The sequence below is a fragment of the Halocynthiibacter sp. genome, assembly GCF_049608145.1.
Classification (GTDB): Bacteria; Pseudomonadota; Alphaproteobacteria; order Rhodobacterales; family Rhodobacteraceae; genus Halocynthiibacter.
This window is the reverse complement of the sequence record NZ_JBMYXF010000025.1, coordinates 23,816-42,587: the sequence shown is the minus strand read 5'-3', so window position 1 is coordinate 42,587 and position 18,772 is coordinate 23,816. Positions and strand designations below refer to the sequence as shown.

General features: G+C 54.2%; 14 protein-coding genes and 1 pseudogene. 7 read left to right on the top strand and 8 right to left on the bottom strand.

Features of this window, described 5'->3' with window-relative positions; translation table 11 throughout:
* The 6 genes and pseudogenes from ACPGUT_RS09390 to ACPGUT_RS09365 form a co-directional block, all read left to right on the top strand.
* Positions 1-161 (top strand): annotated as a pseudogene (locus ACPGUT_RS09390) (dihydropyrimidinase); the annotation flags it as partial.
* A gap of 78 nt (positions 162-239) precedes the next feature.
* Positions 240-1,022: an ABC transporter ATP-binding protein gene (locus ACPGUT_RS09385; RefSeq protein WP_423990688.1), complete on the top strand. Its 783-nt coding sequence runs from the start codon at positions 240-242 to the stop codon at positions 1,020-1,022.
* A gap of 26 nt (positions 1,023-1,048) precedes the next feature.
* Entirely contained in the window at positions 1,049-1,915 is an 867-nt protein-coding gene (locus ACPGUT_RS09380; protein WP_423990686.1) for an ABC transporter permease, read from the top strand.
* Positions 1,912-2,754, top strand: a complete 843-nt coding sequence (locus tag ACPGUT_RS09375; RefSeq protein ID WP_423990684.1) for an ABC transporter permease — start codon at positions 1,912-1,914, stop codon at positions 2,752-2,754. Before ACPGUT_RS09380 ends, ACPGUT_RS09375 begins: the two co-directional genes overlap by 4 nt.
* A gap of 66 nt (positions 2,755-2,820) precedes the next feature.
* Positions 2,821-3,807, top strand: coding sequence for an ABC transporter substrate-binding protein (locus ACPGUT_RS09370; RefSeq protein WP_423990682.1), 987 nt, complete (start codon positions 2,821-2,823; stop codon positions 3,805-3,807).
* Positions 3,808-3,894: 87 nt separating this feature from the next.
* Positions 3,895-5,409, top strand: coding sequence for a class I adenylate-forming enzyme family protein (locus ACPGUT_RS09365; protein ID WP_423990680.1), 1,515 nt, complete (start codon positions 3,895-3,897; stop codon positions 5,407-5,409).
* A gap of 53 nt (positions 5,410-5,462) precedes the next feature.
* Here ACPGUT_RS09365 and ACPGUT_RS09360 read toward each other — a convergent pair whose 3' ends face one another.
* The 8 genes from ACPGUT_RS09360 to ACPGUT_RS09325 all read right to left on the bottom strand — a co-directional run bounded on the left by ACPGUT_RS09360 (position 5,463) and on the right by ACPGUT_RS09325 (position 17,143).
* A complete protein-coding gene (locus ACPGUT_RS09360) occupies positions 5,463-8,516 on the bottom strand; it encodes an efflux RND transporter permease subunit (protein ID WP_423990678.1) in 3,054 nt (1,017 codons plus the stop codon).
* A 3-nt stretch (positions 8,517-8,519) separates the two neighbouring features.
* On the bottom strand, positions 8,520-9,593 hold the full coding sequence (locus ACPGUT_RS09355; protein WP_423990676.1) for an efflux RND transporter periplasmic adaptor subunit: 1,074 nt from the start codon (positions 9,591-9,593) through the stop codon (positions 8,520-8,522).
* A gap of 317 nt (positions 9,594-9,910) precedes the next feature.
* Complete coding sequence (acs, locus tag ACPGUT_RS09350; RefSeq protein WP_423990674.1) at positions 9,911-11,860, bottom strand: acetate--CoA ligase; 1,950 nt, start codon at positions 11,858-11,860, stop codon at positions 9,911-9,913.
* 63 nt (positions 11,861-11,923) lie between these two features.
* Positions 11,924-12,658, bottom strand: a complete 735-nt coding sequence (locus ACPGUT_RS09345) for an ABC transporter ATP-binding protein (protein WP_423990672.1) — start codon at positions 12,656-12,658, stop codon at positions 11,924-11,926.
* Between the two features lie 11 nt (positions 12,659-12,669).
* Positions 12,670-13,431 (bottom strand): ABC transporter ATP-binding protein, encoded by a 762-nt coding sequence (locus ACPGUT_RS09340; RefSeq protein WP_107496957.1) that lies wholly within the window; start codon positions 13,429-13,431, stop codon positions 12,670-12,672.
* A gap of 14 nt (positions 13,432-13,445) precedes the next feature.
* Positions 13,446-14,648, bottom strand: a complete 1,203-nt coding sequence (locus tag ACPGUT_RS09335) for a branched-chain amino acid ABC transporter permease (protein ID WP_423990669.1) — start codon at positions 14,646-14,648, stop codon at positions 13,446-13,448.
* A gap of 2 nt (positions 14,649-14,650) precedes the next feature.
* Positions 14,651-15,682, bottom strand: coding sequence for a branched-chain amino acid ABC transporter permease (locus ACPGUT_RS09330; protein ID WP_423990667.1), 1,032 nt, complete (start codon positions 15,680-15,682; stop codon positions 14,651-14,653).
* Between the two features lie 114 nt (positions 15,683-15,796).
* The gene (locus tag ACPGUT_RS09325) at positions 15,797-17,143 is read right to left on the bottom strand and encodes a substrate-binding protein (protein ID WP_423990665.1); all 1,347 of its coding nucleotides are present in this window, start codon (positions 17,141-17,143) and stop codon (positions 15,797-15,799) included.
* 228 nt (positions 17,144-17,371) lie between these two features.
* Here ACPGUT_RS09325 and ACPGUT_RS09320 point away from each other — a divergent pair, with 228 nt between their 5' ends.
* Positions 17,372-18,733, top strand: a complete 1,362-nt coding sequence (locus ACPGUT_RS09320; protein ID WP_423990663.1) for a short-chain fatty acyl-CoA regulator family protein — start codon at positions 17,372-17,374, stop codon at positions 18,731-18,733.
* Positions 18,734-18,772: the final 39 nt, after the last annotated feature.

Sequence of the window (18,772 nt, the reverse complement as noted above, 5' to 3'; positions counted from 1 at the left end):
TTTGGGCATGGGGGCAAAATAGTCAACCCCAACCTGGACGCGGGCGTTTCGTGCCGCGCCCGGCGTTTCCTTCGGCAAATGTCGCCTTAAGCAAATGGAAAGAACTGACCGCGCCCAAGCAAATTCAGCGCGACCCGATGAACATTCCGGCGGGGATCTAAGAACATTGTCTGGCCTCGGAGGAGGGGGCCAGACACCACAGCAAGACCCGTAAAAACGGGCAGCCAGGGGGGATAGTCTTGACACAAGACGTTGTTATTAAAGCACAGAATTTGGATCTGACCTTTCAGACCAATGACGGTCCTGTGCACGCGCTGAAAGATATCAACTTGGATATCAATAAAGGCGATTTCGTCAGCTTTATTGGTCCATCGGGCTGTGGCAAGACCACGTTTTTGCGCACCATCGCGGCGCTTGAAAACCCCACCGCAGGCAGCATTACGGTGAATGGCATGTCCGCGGAAGAGGCCCGAAAATCCCGTGCCTATGGCTATGTGTTTCAGGCCGCGGGCCTGTATCCTTGGCGTACGATTGCGGGCAATATCAAACTGCCGCTGGAAATCATGGGCTTTGATAAAGCGGAACAGAATGATCGTGTTGAACAGGTTCTTGAACTGGTGGAACTGTCTGGTTTCGGCAAGAAATTCCCATGGCAGCTGTCCGGCGGCATGCAGCAACGGGCCTCTATCGCGCGGGCGCTGGCCTTTGATGCTGACATCCTTTTGATGGATGAACCCTTTGGCGCCCTTGATGAAATCGTACGTGACCACCTGAACGAACAACTGCTGCATCTTTGGGGTCGCACGAATAAAACCATTGGCTTTGTGACGCATTCCATCCCCGAAGCGGTCTATCTTTCCACAAAAATCGTAGTGATGAGCCCCCGACCAGGCCGCATTGCAGATGTGATCGAAAGCACCCTGCCGCGTGAACGCCCGCTGGATATTCGCGACACGCCAGAGTTCCTTGAAATCGCCCATCGGGTGCGTGAAGGCTTGCGCGCGGGGCATGCATATGACTGATCCGCGCCAGAAAACTGGGGGCGCATATGCGTAATATTTTCCCCATCCTCACCGTCATCATTGCCATGATTATTGCCTGGTATGTGGGCGCTTTCATGATGAACAAAAAATGGACCTATGATCAGGCCAACCGCGCCGGTGTTGAACTGACCCTTGGCGAAGTCTTCACAGACACTATGGCCCAGCCCCGCCCGGTTTTACCCGCGCCGCATCAGGTTGCTGTAAATTTTTGGGAAACCACGTTTGAAAAGAAAATCACCTCGCGCCGTTCACTTGTGTTTCATGGCTGGATCACGTTGAAAGCAACCCTCACCGGGTTCATTTTTGGCACCATTTTAGGCACGCTGCTGGCGGTTGGGATTGTCTATTCCCGTGTAATGGACATGAGCATCCTGCCTTGGGCGATCATCAGTCAGACTGTGCCCATCGTGGCAATCGCGCCGATGATTGTGGTTCTGTCGAATGCGGTTGGGATCGAGGGCCATCTTATTCCTAAAACGATAATCTCTGCATACCTTAGTTTCTTTCCTGTATTAGTAAGCATGATTAAGGGGCTGCGAAGCCCAGATCAGATGCAGTTGGATCTGTTGCGCACGTGGGGGACTGGAAAGTCTCAGACTTTTTGGAAGCTCCGCCTCCCGGGGTCTATGCCGTTTTTTTTCGCAGCTGTCAAAATCGCTATCGCCGCCAGTCTTGTTGGGGCAATCGTGGGTGAATTACCCATGAGCGGGTCAGGGGGGCTTGGTGCAAGAATGCTGGTTGGTAGCCAATACGGGGAACCACTTTTCATTTGGTCTGCGTTGGCCGCTGCCGCTTTATTAGCGGTGGTTTTAGTCTTGATTGTCGGGACAATCCAGAAAATCATGCTAAAGCGTATGGGGATGGCACAATGATGATCTTCCTTGCGCTAGTGATCTGGATTGGTGGTCTTTGTATTAATGTTTTTCTGGCTAGATCGAAACATCACACGACCCAAATGGTCAAAATCGCCGTGCCGGTTATTTTCGGCCTGACGGTGATCTTGATGTGGGAATGTCTGGTGCGCGGCCTAGGGGTGAACCCTGTCATTTTGCCCGCGCCCTCCGCGATTGCGGAACGGTTTATATCTGGCTCACATCTGCTGTGGGTTGATTTCCTGCAGACCTTCGTAAAGGGCGCTTTGTCAGGATATCTGATCGGCTGCAGCGCCGCGATTGCAGTCGCGGTTGTGATTGATCGCTCGCCTTTCCTGCAACGTGGCCTTCTGCCCGTGGGCAACTTTATCGCGGGTCTTCCGATTGTTGGCATGGCTCCGATTCTGGTGATGTGGTTTGGGTTCGACTGGCATTCCAAAGCTGCCGTCGTGGTCGTCATGGTGTTTTTCCCCATGCTTGTGAACACGGTCGAAGGGCTGCGCGCCACGGACTCAATGCAACGTGATTTGATGCGCACCTATGCAGCCGGTTATTGGAAAAGCCTTGCGAAACTGCGCCTTCCGGCGGCAATGCCCTTCATGTTCAATGGCTTAAAGATCGCAACCACGCTGGCGCTGATTGGTGCGATTGTGGCCGAATTCTTTGGATCCCCCACACGCGGCATGGGCTTTCGTATCTCAACCGAGGTCGGGCGTTTGGGCATGGATATGGTCTGGGCCGAAATCACCGTCGCCGCCATGGCCGGATCCGCGTTCTATGGTATCGTCGCATTTATCGAAAAACGGGTGACCTTCTGGCACCCCTCACAACGAGGATAATCAACGCAGACAGAGGCCGAAAAAACGGCCCGGAAATTAAACAGAACCAATAAGGGAGAAGATGAGATGAAAAAGCTACTGACGGGCGCATTGACCGGGGCCATGGCCATGGGGGGTGTCGCCGCCGAGGCCGCCGATGATCTGACATTGCAATTGAAATGGGTGACGCAGGCGCAGTTCGCGGGCTATTACGTGGCGCTGGACAACGGGTTTTATGAGGAAGAAGATCTGAACGTCACGATCAAGCCAGGTGGCCCGGATATTGCCCCAACCCAAGTGGTGGCCGGTGGCGGTGCCGATGTTGTGATTGACTGGATGCCATCTGCGCTTGCGGCCCGTGAACGTGGCCTGGCGCTGGTGAACATCGCGCAACCCTTTGCAAGCTCTGGCATGATGCTGACCTGTCGCAAAGACACGGGCGTGACTTCCCCTGCTGACTTTGCCGGGCGGACCCTGGGTGTTTGGTTCTACGGCAATGAATATCCGTTCCTTAGCTGGATGAGCTCCCTTGGCCTTGGCACCGAAGGTGGCGATGGCGTGACGGTTCTGAAACAGGGCTTTAACGTTGATCCGATCCTGCAAGGGCAGGCCGATTGTGTGTCGACCATGACCTACAATGAATATTGGCAGATCATTGATGCGGGCCTGACAGCTGATGATCTGGTGACATTTAAGTACGAAGATCAAGGTGTTGCGACACTGGAAGATGGCCTTTACGTGCTGGAAGACCGTCTGGGTGATGCAGAATTCGAAGACGAACTCGTGCGCTTTGTACGTGCATCCATGCGCGGTTGGAAATGGGCCGAGGAAAATCCAGATGCGGCCGCAGATATCGTGCTGGAATATGATGAAACCGGTGCACAGACCGAACATCACCAACGTCGCATGATGGGCGAAATCGCAAAACTGACAGCAGGCTCTAACGGCGCCCTTGATCCGGCGGCGTATGAACGCACCGTTGCGACCCTTCTGGGCGGCGGTTCTGATCCTGTGATTTCCGCAGCACCTGAAGGTGCCTGGACACATGCGATCACTGACGCGGCGTTGCAGTAAAATCTGTCACCTGACAGCTTGAAGACAACAGGGGCGCGGGGCATCATTCCCGCGCCCCTTTCTTGTGGGCCATGGGGAGGGGTAGACATGAATCTTGCACATTGGCTGGAACGGACAGCGCGCGAAAATCCGCAGGCACCGGCCTTGTTTCTGGGCCAGGAACAGGTTGCGAATTACAGAGAATTCCAGGCGCGCGCCGCAGGTCTTGCCCGTAGTCTGCGTGACATGGGCGTGATGCCTGGGGATCGTATCGCGACATTTGTTAAGAATTGCCCGCAGTATCTGATCGTGAAATACGCCACCTGGATCGCGGGGGCCGCGATTGTGCCGATCAACAACAAGTTGCATGCACGTGAAACGGCATGGATCCTTGAAAACGCGGCGGCAAAATTCTGTTTTGTCAGCGCGGATCTGGCAGAACCGCTGCGCGAGGTTACGGAACTCTCTCTGGTTGATGTGTCCTCTGATTATTTCACGGATCTCTGCAATCTGAAACCGCTCTCGGTGACACCGCGCGGCGCCTCAGATCTGGCTTGGCTGTTTTACACATCCGGCACCACGGGACAGCCCAAAGGCGTGATGATGACCCACGGTATGCTCACGGCGATGTCACTGGCTTACACAAATGACGTGGATGAAGTGCGTGCAGAGGATGCCGTGATTTACGGCGCGCCCATGTCACATGGTGCGGGGATTTATTCCATGCTGCATATCCGGGCCGGTGCGCGTCATGTCTGCCCTGTGTCCGGTGGATTTGATGCCGCTGAAACGCTGGATCTCGCGGCGCATTTCGGATCGGTGCAGATGTTCATGGCCCCGACTATGGTGCGCTATTTGTTGGACGCCGCCAAAGCATCAGGGCGGAAGGGGGACGGTCTGCGCACAATCGTCTATGCGGGCGGCCCAATGTATAATGCAGATATCATCGAGGCGGTCGAACATTTTGGCCCGGTCTTTGTGCAGATCTATGGTCAGGGGGAATGCCCGATGGGCATCACGGCCTTGTCCCGCCATGATGTTGCAGACCGTTTACATCCTCGCTGGCGTGAACGGCTTGGGTCTGTTGGACAAGCCCAGAGCATCGTTGACGTGATGATTGCGGATGCCGATGGCAGGCCCCTTCCAGCGGGACAGACAGGCGAGATCATGGTACAGGGCCTGCCCGTTATGCCCGCGTATTGGCGCAACGTTAGAGCGACGGAAGCGACCCTTGTGAATGGGTGGCTGATGACCGGGGATATGGGGGCGCTGGATGAAGATGGCTATCTGACGCTGAAGGACCGCAGCAAGGATATGATTATCTCTGGTGGGTCAAACATCTATCCGCGCGAGGTGGAAGAATGCCTGCTGATGCACCCGGATGTGCATGAGGTTTCAGTTGTGGGGCGTGACAGTGCCCAATGGGGCGAAGACGTGGTGGCCTTTGTGGTAGCTGCCCCGGGCGCAACGGTGGATCCGGCTGGGTTAGAGACGCATTGCCTTGAAAACATAGCGCGTTTCAAGCGGCCCAAAGATTATGTTGTTGTGTCAGAGCTGCCTAAGAACAATTACGGCAAGGTTCTGAAAACCGAACTTCGGACGCGGCTTGACGCCAAATCGTAAAAGGGAAACGCCCCGGAACCCATGTTGGCTTCCGGGGCGTTTCGTATTTCGGATCAGCTGGCGCGTTCGGTGACTTTAATGCGGAAGAACACCACATAGAGCACCGGCACCACGATCAGGGTCAGAAGCGTTGCAAAACTTAGACCGAAGATCAAAACCACGGCCATGGATTTAAAGAACGCATCCCCAAGCAGCGGAAGAACGCCCAAAACCGTGGTCAGTGACCCCATCATCACCGGGCGCACCCGGCTGGCCGCACTGTCAACCACCGCATCAAAACGCGGCATGCCTTCGCGGATCTCAAGATCCATCTGATCGACCAGCACAATCGCGTTTTTGATCAGAAGGCCGGACAGGGACAGAACACCCAGGATCGCCATGAATTCCATCGGCACCCCCATGATCAGCAATCCGATGACAACCCCGATGATGGCCAGCGGCATGGTCAGAAAGATCAAAACCGGCTGACGGATTGCGTTGAACAGCAAAATCACCGTCAGAACCATCGCAACAAAACCCACCGGGATGGTAGAGGCCAGATCGGCGTTCGCATCGGCACTGTCACCGAATTCGCCACTCCATTTCATGCTGTAACCTGTGGGCAGTTCAATTGCTTCGATATCGGCTTGCAAAGCAGCCTGCAGATCCCCCGCCAAAACCCCTGCAATAGGGTCACTTTGGGCGGTGATCACCGGAACACGGTTCACCCGGATCAGACGGGCATCACGCCAGATTGTCCGGTAGCCATCCACAAGTTGATCCAATGGCACAGTGGCCCCCGTCACCTGGCTTGCAATCTGGATAGACCCCATGCTGTCCACGCCGCGACGTTCCCGTTCGGGGGCGCGCTGGATGATGGGGATCAACGTGTCGCCATCGCGGAAGGTGCCCATGCGGCGCCCGGAAAAGCTGACGTTAATCGCATTGGCGATGTCTTCGCGGGTGATACCCAAACGACGTGCACGCACCTCATTGATCACCGGCTCGATCACAGGCACCGGGTTGTACCAGTCGGTTTTTACCGAAATCGCATTCGGGTTGGCGGCCATAATCGCGGTGGCTTCGGCGGCCAGTTCATGCAACACGGCCGGATCTGGTCCGTGGAATTCGGCCTCGATTTTGGAACCACCACCTGGCCCAAGCTGGAACCGCCAAACTTTCGCCTGACTGTCTGGCATGTTCTGGTCAAGCCATGACTGGATTTCAGGGATCAGCGTATCAATCGCCTCATATTCCGACACTTTGATCAGCAGTTGCCCATAGGCCGAAGATGAACTTTCCGGCGCATAGACCAGCATGAACCGCAGGGTGCCAGCCCCAACAAGCGCATGCACATCTTCCACATGTTCAAGGCCCGTGACGAATTCTTCGACCACTTTGATGTCTGCATCGGTCTGGTTGATATCGGTGCCTTCGGGCAGGCGGTAATCAACAACGATCTGTGGGCTGGTTGAGGCCGGGAAAAAGCCGGGAATGACATAGGCAAAGCCCATGACCGACAAGGCAAAAGCCCCCAGAGTGGCGGCAAGCACCAGGTATTTCAGGCGCAGAACGGCCACCATAAAGGCTTTGTATCCGCGCATGAACATACCATCTGGTTTTGCCTCGACCTCGCCCTTGCTTTCCTTAAACAGGATGTCGGCAAAGATCGGCACGGCGGTGATTGCAAAGATCCAGCTGAACGACAGCGAGATTAAGATCACCCAGAACAGATCACCGGTGAATTCCGCCGTTGCACCGGGTGCAAATCCGATGGGCGCAAAGGCGATGATGCCAACAATCGTGCCACCCAACAGGGGCCATTTCGTGCGGGCAACAATATCAACGGCAACATCCAGCTTTTTCTTCCCGGCCTTCACGCCAATCAGAATGCCTTCGGTCACAACAATCGCATTGTCCACCAGCATGCCCAACGCAATGATCAGCGCACCAAGGGAAATCCGATGCATCGGAACCCCCCAAAGATACATCACCGTCAAGGTCGCCGCGATGGTCAGCACAAGCACGCCACCAATCACAACAGCCGGACCAACACCCATAAAGATCCCAAGGGTCACCAGAACGATCGCCAAGGCCAAGGCCACATTCACCGCAAAATCTTTAACCGATGTGTCAACAATGGCGGCCTGATCATAATAGGTTTCCAGTTCCAGACCAATCGGGCGTTCTGTTTCCAGGGCCGCAAGCCGGGCGTTCACAAGCCCACCGACACGCACGATGTTTTCACCTGAAACGGCAGAAATACCAATGCCAAGCGCGGGCAGACCGTTATAGCGCATCATTTGCTGGGGCGGGTCCTGATATCCACGGGTGATCGACGCCATATCACGCAGGCGCAGCACGCGGCCATCATTGCCAACAGATACAATCGTGTTTTCCAGCGCCGTAATAGTTTCGGTCGTGGGGGGCAATTGAATGGTCAGACGACGCCCGTCAAGGCTGGCCTGGCCCGCCGCCGCTACAGAACTGTGCTTGCTCAGCTGGCCAAAAATCTGATCCACAGACACACCGGCAGCGGCGATCTGTTCCTGGCTGAATTCGATATAAATCGCTTCGTTCTGCGCGCCCTGAAGGGTGACTTTGCCAACCCCATCAACCGTCAACAATTCACGACGCAGACCCTTGGCGTAATCCAGCATTTCTCGTGGGGTGAACCCGTCACTGGTCAGCACATAATACAGACCATACACATCGGCAAAATCGTCATTTACAATCGGATCTTGTGCGCCAGGGGGCAGTTGCCGCGCCGCGTCACGCGCCCGGTTGCGCAGTTTGGTATAGATCAGCTGCAAAGAGTTTTTGTCAGGTGAGAAATCAAACTTGATGTCGATTGAAATCCGGGACAGCCCATCTGTCGAAACGGAACGAACCTCTTCGACCTCCTGCATCTGCTGGAATTCGCTTTCCAGCACTTCCGACACTTCATCGGCAACTTCTTCTGGGGTTGCGCCCGGGTATTGGGTGAAAACCTCAACCGTACGAATGGTGAATTCCGGGTCTTCAAAACGGGGCATGTTTTCATATGCGATCCAGCCGCCAATAAGGCTGCCCAGGATCACGATGGCGGCGATCAGGCGGTTCCTGATCGAAAATTCAGCGATGCTCATGGATCAATCCTCATACCGGCGGATCTGCTGGCCTTCATGCAGATAGGTTGCACCGGCACCCACGATCGTATCACCCGCCGCAAGACCATCGACCACCGGCAGATTTTCCCCGATGGCTTCGGCCACGGTGATGTCACGACGGGATACGGTCATGGCGTCGGTATCAACGACCCAGACAAACGTCTGACCACCAGAAGATTGAACAGCGGAAAGCGGCACCTGAACACTCAGGTTATTTGCGGCATCACCACCATAAAGCAAATCTGCCTGGACCTCTCCGGTCATGCCGGGCAGAACAAGAAAGTTTGATGGAGCATCAAAAGAAAAACGCACCTCAAAGGTCTGACTGGCCGGATCTGCCTGGGGATCAATGGATTTGAACACAGCTGTGATCGGGTTCAGCGGGGACACATCCAGAATGACCTCTGTGCGTTGCACATCAATTTCATCAGGGTTCTGCAGGGCACGCGCAGGCAGATGCGCGATGGCTTCAAACGTGTCATTGCTTTGCAAAGTTGCAACCGCAGTTTGCGGTGATACGGTCTGGAACTGACTGACATTCAATGCGGAAATCACACCATCAAAAGGCGCATGTAATGTTGCATCATCCAGCTGTTTCTGTGCGGCCTGCAAGGACAGTTCCGCAATGTCGCGCTGCACCTTGCGCTGATCATAGGTGCTTTGCGCAATTGCTTGTTGTGGCAACAGGCTTTCGGCACGGTTAAATTCCAGTTCGGCATTCTCAAACTGTGTCTGCGCCTGGGCCAGGTTGTTCAACAAAGTTGTGCGATCCACCTGTGCGATCAGATCGCCTTCTGCGACGGGCTGTCCTTCAATCACCGGCAGTTCGGTCAGAACGCCGCCCACCTGCAATGTCAGTGCCGCCTCTTGTGCCGGTTCAACGACGGCTGGCAAATTGATGTGAACGACCGGGTCGATCTCTGCGATTTCGATCAACCGCGCTGGGCGGACTTGCGCGTCAGCTTCCTGCGCGCTGATTGCCAGAGGATGCGCCAATGTCAGGGCAAGTGCCCCTGCGGTGGCCATCAGAGTGCTGCGGGAGAAGGCAGAATACATGAATTGTCCTTTGCGAAAACAAAATCTGGATGCGCTTACAGCCTAGCAATCCACCAGAGGTGGTGCAACTTTGCGCGTTTACCGGTCTCTGCGCCTTAAGATCTAAACAGTCAAGTTCGCTCATGTGCAGGGGTGAAAAACCGGTTGTGCAGTTTTGAAAAGGTTAAGGGGGCGAACGGTGTGTATGCATAGAATGTGCATAGGATGTGCATGTTTTGTGCATGGCAAAAATGCCCGAAAATCCGCTCAAAAATTTGGGCAAAAAGAAACCCGCCGGGGAGAGATCGGCGGGTTTCTGATGTGGATGTTACGCGTCTTTATTGACGGTTCATCCTATTCTCAATCAGCTCATCCACAACCGCGGGTTCCGCCAAGGTAGAAGTATCGCCCAATGCACCAAAATCATCCTCGGCAATCTTGCGCAGAATGCGGCGCATGATTTTTCCAGATCTGGTTTTTGGCAGGCCTGGCGCCCATTGGATCAGGTCTGGCTTTGCAATCGGCCCAATTTCAGTGCGTACCCATTTTTCAAGCTCTTTGCGAAGCTCATCAGTGGGGTCAATGCCGTTCATCAAAGTGACGTATGCATAGATGCCTTGTCCTTTAATATCATGGGGATAGCCGACAACAGCGGCCTCTGCGACCTTGGAATGCGCTACCAGCGCGCTTTCAACTTCGGCCGTGCCCATCCGGTGACCCGAGACGTTGATCACATCGTCCACACGACCGGTGATCCAGTAATACCCATCGCTATCGCGCCGCGCGCCATCACCGGTAAAGTAATAGCCCTTATAGTCGCTGAAATAGGTCTTTTCGAACCGTTCATGATCGCCATAAACCGTGCGCATCTGACCCGGCCAGCTGTCGCGCATGCAAAGCACACCTTCGGCCTCAGTATCGGTGATTTCGACGCCGGATGTCGGATCAAGCATCACAGGGGTAATGCCAAAGAACGGCAGTGTACAAGACCCCGGTTTCGTCGCTGTCGCCCCCGGTAATGGCGTCATCAGATGCCCGCCGGTTTCGGTCTGCCACCAGGTGTCAACGATGGGCTTTGTGCCCTTGCCAACAACGTCATTATACCAATTCCAAGCCTCTGGATTGATGGGTTCCCCCACGGTGCCAAGAACCTTGATATCGGATAAATCGCATTTGTTTACAAAGTCTTCGCCATAGGCCATCAATGCGCGAATGGCTGTTGGGGCGGTGTAGAATTGATTGACTTTGTGCTTTTCGCAGACCTGCCAGAAACGGGATGCATCTGGGTAAGTTGGCACGCCTTCAAACATCAAAGTGGTCGCGCCATTCGCTAGCGGTCCATAGACGATATAGCTGTGGCCCGTGACCCAACCGACGTCTGCCGTGCACCAGAAAACGTCTCCGTCGTGATAGTCAAAGGTGTATTGATGCGTCATCGCGGCATAGACCAGATAACCACCGGAAGAATGCACAACGCCCTTGGGTTTGCCGGTGGAACCTGAGGTGTAAAGAATGAACAGCGGATCTTCGGCGTTCATTTCTTCCGCCGGGCAATCCGCAGACACTTCAGCCGCCAAAGCGTTGTAATCATAATCGCGATCTTGCGTCCAAGTTGTCTGGCCGCCGGTGTGTTTCACCACCAACATTTTCACGCTGTCTTTACAGTGCAAAAGTGCGGCGTCGGTGTTCGATTTCAACGCAGTCACACGGCCACCACGGGGCGCTTCGTCCGCTGTGATCACAACACGTGCGTCACAATCATTGATGCGGTTTGCCAGGGCATCTGGCGAAAATCCTGCGAAAACAATGGAATGAACCGCACCAAGACGCGCACAGGCCAACATGGCATAAGCGGCCTCAGGGATCATCGGTAGGTAAAGAATGACGCGGTGGCCTTTTTTGACGCCGAGATCTTTCAGCACATTTGCCATGCGGCAGGTGTTCTCATGCAGCTCTTTATAGCTGATGTGACGTGCTGGCGTGTCGGGGCTGTCGGCCTCCCAGATGATCGCGGTTTGATCACCACGTTCCGCCAGATGGCGGTCGATACAGTTGGCTGCGACATTCATCGTGCCGTCTTCATACCAGCGAATATCGATATTGCCGGGTTCAAAACTGGTATTTTTCACCTTTGTATAAGGCTTCATCCAGTCAATACGTTTGCCCTGTTCGCCCCAGAACGCATCGGGATCAGAGATCGATTCCGCATACATTTTTTCATAAGTCGCTTTGTCAGCATGGGCGTTTGCAGCGAAATCCGCCGCAGGAGGGTACATTTTATCAGTCATTTCTTCCGTTTCCCTGTTGTGGGCGCGGGGGAACATGCCCCCGCTGCCGGAATTGTTTTCCGGTCAGATGGCGAGATATTCAGCGCGCAGCGCCTCGTTATCAAGCACTTCTTGCGCGGATCCATCAAATACAACGCTGCCGGTATCCAAGATCACCGCACGATCGGCCAAGTTCAGCGCACGCACCGCGTTCTGTTCCACGATCACGGTGGTGATGCCCTGTTCCTTGATGATGTTAAGGGTGTTCTCAATTTCATCAACGATAACAGGTGCTAAGCCTTCGTATGGCTCGTCCAAAAGTAGGACTTTCACATCGCGTGCAAGGGCGCGGGCGATGGCAAGCATCTGTTGTTCACCCCCAGAAAGCGTGGTGCCTTCTTGTTTGCGGCGTTCACCTAGGCGCGGGAACAGATCGTAAAGACGTTCAATTGACCAGCCTACAGGTTCCATGATTTGGGCAAGCTGCAGGTTTTCTTCAACAGTCAAACCCTGAATGATGCGCCGATCTTCAGGCACCAGCGCCATACCGGCCTGGGCCGCTTGATGGCTTTTCATTGTGTGCAGATGCTTGTGGTCCAGCCAAATTTCACCGTGCGTGACCATCGGGTCATCAAGGCGGGCAATAGCGCGCAGGGTGGAGGTTTTACCCGCCCCGTTACGGCCAAGTAACGCCAAGATTTCACCTTCGTGGACGTTAAAAGAAACGCCCTGCACGATATAGCTTTCGCCGTAATAGGCATGCAAATCCCAGACAGAGAAATAGGCGGGTGCGGATGCGGTTTTTGCTTTTTGTGACATGTTCGCGTCCCTTATGTCTGCTGGGTTTCGCCAAGATACGCTTCACGCACCTTGGGGTGATCACGGATGTTGTCCGGCGTGTCTTCGACCAGCGGCGTGCCCTGGGCCAAAACGGTGATCCGTTCCGCCAGAGAGAACACAACATGCATGTCATGTTCGATGATCGCCATGGTGATGTCGCGCTTTTCCTTGATCTCTTTGAGCAGATCAATCGTGCTGTTGGTATCGGCCCGCGCCATGCCCGCTGTTGGTTCGTCCAGCAGCAAAAGCTTGGGATCTTGCACCAATGACATCGCCATTTCCAGACGCCGTTTATCCCCGCGTGACAGGCTAGAGGCCTGCATCTGCAGTTTGTCCTGCATGTTCACATCTTCAAGCATGGCGATGGCTTTTTCGTTAAGGTCTTTTTCGGCCTCAACTGTTTCAAAAGCATGCATCCGGAAAGATCCGTCACGTTTGGCAAAACAGGGGATCAGCACATTTTCAAGCACCGTCAGATCCCCGAAAATCTCCGGGGTCTGGAAGATGCGTGAAATACCCATCTGATTGATTTCATGCGGCTTACGCCCCAGAACAGATTGCCCCTGAAAGGTGACTGAACCCGTATCTGGGATCAGCTTGCCAATCAGGCAGTTCAGCAGCGTGGACTTGCCCGCCCCGTTTGGCCCGATGATGGCGTGAACCGTGTTTTCCTGGACGGAAAGGTTCACATCTGACAGTGCCTGGAGACCTCCAAACCGCTTGCCAACGTCTTTGACTTCGAGAAGACCCATAAGATCAGCCCTCCTTATTCGGCCACATGTGGCGTGTGTTGCGGTTTATGGCTGTCATCTTTGCCAGCGTCAGGTTTTTTGCGGAACAGATTGCGAATGCGTTGACCCAGTTCCACCAGGCCACCTGGCAAAAAGACAACAACCAGCATGAACAGAATGCCCAGTGTCAGATGCCAGCCTTTGCCGACAAACGGGTGCAGCAGCCAGACCAATGCATTTTCCAGACCATCCGGCAGGAAGGCGAACCAGCCATGCAAAACCTGATCGTTGATCTTAGAAAAGATGTTCTCAAAATACTTGATGAACCCTGCGCCAAGGATTGGCCCCATCATGGTGCCCGCACCGCCAAGGATGGTCATCAGTACGACCTCGCCAGACGCTGTCCATTGCATACGTTCCGCACCAGCCAGTGGGTCCATGGACGCCAGCAGACCACCAGCTAGACCCGCATACATGCCAGAGATCACGAAGGCCGCAAGGGTGTAGGGGCGCGAAGACAGGCCGGTATAGTTCATACGTTGCTGGTTTGATTTCACCGCACGCAGCATCATACCAAAGGGGGATCGGAAGATGCGCAGGCTTAGATAAAAGGCCAGGATCGCGATGATAGCACAGAAGTAGTACCCAAAGTTAAAGGTAAACTGCCAAGGCCCAACATCCATGATGTGGCTTGCGTTCATCTTTAGGCCAAAGAAATGCGTCGTGGTGATGCCATTCTCACCCATCAGGATCTGTGGATCGTCGTTATAGACCTGCAGGCCAGTTTCCCCATTGGTGATCGGGGTCAGCACGGAATAGGCAAGGTTAAAGCTCATCTGCGCGAAAGCCAGCGTCAGAATGGAAAAGTAGATGCCCGAGCGACGCAGAGACACATAACCAATCAAAAGGGCAAACAGACCGGATACAATGATCGCCAAAACAAGACCAGGCAGCACATTGTAATTCAGCAGTTTGAACATCCAGACGGTGGAATAGGAACCCACACCCAGAAACGCCGCATGACCGAAGGACAGGTATCCCGTCAGACCAAAGAGAATATTAAACCCGATGGCGAAGATGCCGAAGATCGCGAAACGCTGCATCAGGTCCGGGTAACCGGCGTTGAACTGCGCAAGGCCACTGTCGGCCGGGAAGGGTTGCAGAAGGATCGGGGTGAACAATGTCAGCGCGATCACGATAAAAAGGAACTTTGTGTCCCGTTGATTAAGACCAAGCATGATTATTCCTCCATCACACCTTTGCGACCCATCAGACCACGCGGACGCGTGAGAAGGATCAGAATTGCGACCAGGTAGATGATGATCTGGTCAATGCCGGGGATGATGCTTTTGATCAGGTTCATCGATGCAAAACTTTCCAGAATACCCAGCATGAAACCGGCCAGCACCGCGCCGGGCAAGCTGCCCATGCCACCGACAACCACCACAACAAAGCTGAGAACAAGAAAGTCCATGCCCATATGGTAGTTCGGGGAATTGATCGGCGCATACATGACACCAGCGATACCTGCGACGGCGGCGGCAAGGCCAAACATGAATGTAAAACGCTTGTCGATATCAATGCCCAGCAGCCCAACGGTTTCACGATCCGCCATGCCGGCACGTACGACCATGCCGAAGGTTGTGAACTGCAGGAAACTAAAGACGCCGCCAATCACAACAAGCGAGAAGGCAAAGTAAACCATGCGCCAGTAGGGATAGATGATTGTATTCTCTGCAAAACCCAGAAGAAGACCGAAATCAAAACTGCCGGTAAAGGCCGACGGGGCAGGGGTTGGGATCGGGTTGGCGCCGTAGAACGCTTTGATCACTTCCTGCAGAACGATCGCCAGACCAAAGGTCACAAGGATCTGATCCGCATGGGGGCGTTTGTAGAAATGTTTGATCAGCCCGCGTTCCATGATGAAACCAAAGGTAATCATGATCGGGATTGAAAACAGGATCGCCAACGGCACCGACCAGTCGATGATCGCAAGCCCCGTGCTTTCGCCGAACCATTCCACCACGTAAGGCGTCTTCACCGTGGCAGGATTGCCCAGAAAGTCGGTCTTTGTGGGGTCAATGGTTTCAAAGGACAGCGACAGAATGCGCTGTAAGGTTACGGAACAGAAGGCACCGATCATGAACAATGCGCCATGGGCAAAGTTCACAACGCCAAGTGTGCCAAAGATCAGGGTCAGGCCAAGGGCAATCAGCGCATAGGCTGATCCCTTGTCCAGACCATTGAGAATTTGCAGAAGGATCACGTCCATCTCATGCCACCCGGAATTTGGAAAAAAAAGACGGAGCCAGGGCTGCCAGGACAATGACTGCCCGGCTCCGCCGTAAAGTACCTGCCGCGGAGGTTCTGCGGCAGGGTGGGAAATTTATGCGCCGCCGTTGCAGGCACCCAGATCGCCACCGGCGAACATTGGGTGATCAACCGCATATTCAACTTGCGCACGTGGTGTGATTTCAACGATTTCAAGAAGGTCGAATTCGTTTTCAGGGTTCTCTTTACCCTTCACAACTAGCACATCTTTGAAACACTGGTGGTCGCCAGCGCGGTAATGTGTCGGACCATTGCCAAGACCGTCAAAGTCAAAGCCTTCCAGCGCTTCTGCAACCGCACATGGGTTGAAAGAACCCGCGCGCTGAACTGCATCCGCATAGAGAAGTGTCTGACAGTAAACAGTGTGTGCTGCCTGGCTTGGCGGGAAGCCGTATTTTGTGCCGAAGCTGCGCACAAAGGCTTGTGAACCTTCGTCAGTCAGGGACCAGTGCCAGTTGGTTGAGCCAAAGATACCCTTCACGTTTGCACCGGCACCACGCGCCATCAGGCGGGAATACAGCGGCACAACGATTTCAAAGTTTTTACCGTTTACAACTTTTTCACGCAGACCAAACTGAACAGCGTTGGTCAGGGAATTCACCATGTTGCCGCCGTAGTGGTTCAGAACCAGAACGTCAGCGCCAGAATTCAGAACCGGTGCGATGTAAGATGAGAAGTCAGTTGATGCCAGCGGCGTGCGCACTTTCTCAACTGTGTTCCAGCCCAGGGCTTCGGTCGCTGCTGCGATGGATTCTTCCTGTGTCCAGCCCCATGTATAGTCAGCGGTCAGGTGATAAGCGGTCCGATCGGTGCCGTAACGGGCCGCCAAAACGGGCGCAAGCGCAGCGGCAGACATGTAACCGTTAAAGAAGTGACGGAAACCGTTGGCTTTTTTGTCTTTGCCAGTGGTGTCGTTGGAGTGGGTCAGGCCGGCCATAAAGATCACGCCAGCTTCTTGGCAGAGACCCTGAACCGCAATCGCAACGCCTGAAGAAGACCCACCAGTGATCATCACAGCGCCGTCTTTTTCGATCATGGAACGTGCAGATGCGCGCGCCGCGTCAGATTTGGTCTGCGTGTCACCAGTTACATATTCAACTTTTTTGCCAAGGATACCTGTACCATCCAGAACCTTAGAGCTGAAAGTATTCATCATGCCGCCATCGCCGCCACCGTTCAGGTGTTCAACAGCAAGTTCATAGGCGCGCAATTCGTCCGCGCCTTCGTCGGCATATGGGCCGGACTGTGGCACGTTAAAGCCAAGAGTCACGCTGGAACCGGTCGGGTCATTTGTGAAAGCAGCAGCAGAAGATGCGGTGAAGATGGTCGGCATTGCAAGACCAGCGCCAGCAGCGGCACCTCCACGCAGAACGCTTCGGCGGGTCGTCAGTAGTTTAGACATGTGTTTCTCCCTTTTTGAAATGCACCTCTTGCGTTTCGGTCTCCTCAGCCGTCCTGCCGGTGCTGCCTTTTACAGGCGTTCCCTATTATCGCGTTGATTTTGAAAAATTCGCAATAAGTGCCTTAATCAAAAAGAAAAATATGTAAATAAATCTTCTCGCATGTGCGGTATCTTGTAAATATCGTGTAAATTTTCTATAAGCGATGAAGAAAAACAAAGGGTTAGATTATGGCAAAGTCAGAAGGCGCATTTTCTACGGGCACCCGTATCCGACAGCGGCGTACGGTGATTGGGATGCGTCAGGGTGAGCTTGCAAAACATGTCGGTATCTCGGCGTCTTATTTGAACCTGATTGAACATAACCGCCGCAGAATCGCTGGAAAACTTCTGGCCGATATCGCGGTTGTGTTGGATGTTGACCCGGCACTGCTGTCTGAAGATGCGCAATCTGCACTGTTGCAGGATCTGCGCACCGGGGCGGAAAACACCGGTGCCGAGCTTGACCGCATGGCTGATTTTGCAGGGCGCTTCCCGGGCTGGGCCCAGCATCTGGTGGATAAACAAAAACGCGTGTCCGAACTGGAACGCACTGTTGAAATCCTGTCTGACCGGCTGACCCATGATCCACATCTGTCTGATGCCCTGCACGAAGTCCTGACCGTTGTGACCGCGATCCGCTCTACCTCGGGTATTCTCGCCGGGGGGAATGATCTCGATGCTGTCTGGCAGACCCGGTTTCAGAAAAACATTGATGAAGATGCCCGACGTCTGGCTGAAAGTGCAGAATCCCTGGTGCAATATCTGGATGGGGCCGGGCAGCCGGATCAAGGTTTGTCATCCCCGGGCGAAGAGTTGGACGCCTGTTTTGCAAGCCATGGCTGGCATTTCCCCATGCTGGAAACATCAGACATGTCGGCGTCTCAGGCCCAAGCGCTTGCAAAAGATTTGGTGACAGAGAGCATGGACCTGCGATCAGATAACACACGTTCCCGTATGTTGCGTCATCTTCTGGAATATCGCATTCGTGTGATGCAGATGCCGTTGGATCGCTTTCTGTCTATGGCTGAGGAATGTGGCTGGGATCCCCTTGCACTGGCTGCGCATTTTAACCGTCCTGTGCCTGAGGTAATGCAACGTTTGGCCATGCTGCCCGCCGCTTCTCCTGCAGGGGGTATTGGTCTGATCAGCTGCGATGCCGCGGGAAATTTGAACTTTCGTAAATCTCCCGAAGGGTTTTCTGTGCCGCGCTTTGACGGGGCCTGTGCGCTCTGGCCCTTATTTGATGCCCTGGCCCGCCCAGGAGAGATGCTGTTACATCAGGTCGCACAAAGTCAGGGGCGCAACACAGATGATGTGCCCCGTTTTGCGGCTCTGTCATTTGGCACGCAGAATCAACCGGTTCAACTGGGGATGCCTGTTCAGCGTCAGGCATATATGCTGTTGATGTCAAAAGGTATTCTGTCCGACCAAGTCACATCCGTACCCGTTGTCGATACGGGGGCAAGTTGCCGGATTTGTTTGCAAAGCAACTGTCCCGCCCGGCGTGAGGCAGCGCTTCTCAGTCGTCAGAAAGCTGCAGATGGCTTTTGACACAGCGATATTTTCTGACAATAGTGGCCTACCGAAGGT

Excerpts from the sequence above, each read along its gene's own strand:
- ACPGUT_RS09355 (WP_423990676.1), bottom strand. The coding sequence starts at position 9,593 with ATGTATTCTGCCTTCTCCCGCAGCACTCTGATGGCCACCGCAGGGGCA.
- acs (WP_423990674.1), bottom strand. The coding sequence starts at position 11,860 with ATGACTGATAAAATGTACCCTCCTGCGGCGGATTTCGCTGCAAACGCC.
- ACPGUT_RS09335 (WP_423990669.1), bottom strand. The coding sequence starts at position 14,648 with ATGCTTGGTCTTAATCAACGGGACACAAAGTTCCTTTTTATCGTGATC.
- ACPGUT_RS09380 (WP_423990686.1), top strand. The coding sequence starts at position 1,049 with ATGCGTAATATTTTCCCCATCCTCACCGTCATCATTGCCATGATTATT.
- ACPGUT_RS09370 (WP_423990682.1), top strand. The coding sequence starts at position 2,821 with ATGAAAAAGCTACTGACGGGCGCATTGACCGGGGCCATGGCCATGGGG.
- ACPGUT_RS09325 (WP_423990665.1), bottom strand. The coding sequence starts at position 17,143 with ATGTCTAAACTACTGACGACCCGCCGAAGCGTTCTGCGTGGAGGTGCC.
- ACPGUT_RS09340 (WP_107496957.1), bottom strand. The coding sequence starts at position 13,431 with ATGGGTCTTCTCGAAGTCAAAGACGTTGGCAAGCGGTTTGGAGGTCTC.
- ACPGUT_RS09320 (WP_423990663.1), top strand. The coding sequence starts at position 17,372 with ATGGCAAAGTCAGAAGGCGCATTTTCTACGGGCACCCGTATCCGACAG.
- ACPGUT_RS09345 (WP_423990672.1), bottom strand. The coding sequence starts at position 12,658 with ATGTCACAAAAAGCAAAAACCGCATCCGCACCCGCCTATTTCTCTGTC.
- ACPGUT_RS09375 (WP_423990684.1), top strand. The coding sequence starts at position 1,912 with ATGATGATCTTCCTTGCGCTAGTGATCTGGATTGGTGGTCTTTGTATT.
- ACPGUT_RS09365 (WP_423990680.1), top strand. The coding sequence starts at position 3,895 with ATGAATCTTGCACATTGGCTGGAACGGACAGCGCGCGAAAATCCGCAG.
- ACPGUT_RS09330 (WP_423990667.1), bottom strand. The coding sequence starts at position 15,682 with ATGGACGTGATCCTTCTGCAAATTCTCAATGGTCTGGACAAGGGATCA.
- ACPGUT_RS09360 (WP_423990678.1), bottom strand. The coding sequence starts at position 8,516 with ATGAGCATCGCTGAATTTTCGATCAGGAACCGCCTGATCGCCGCCATC.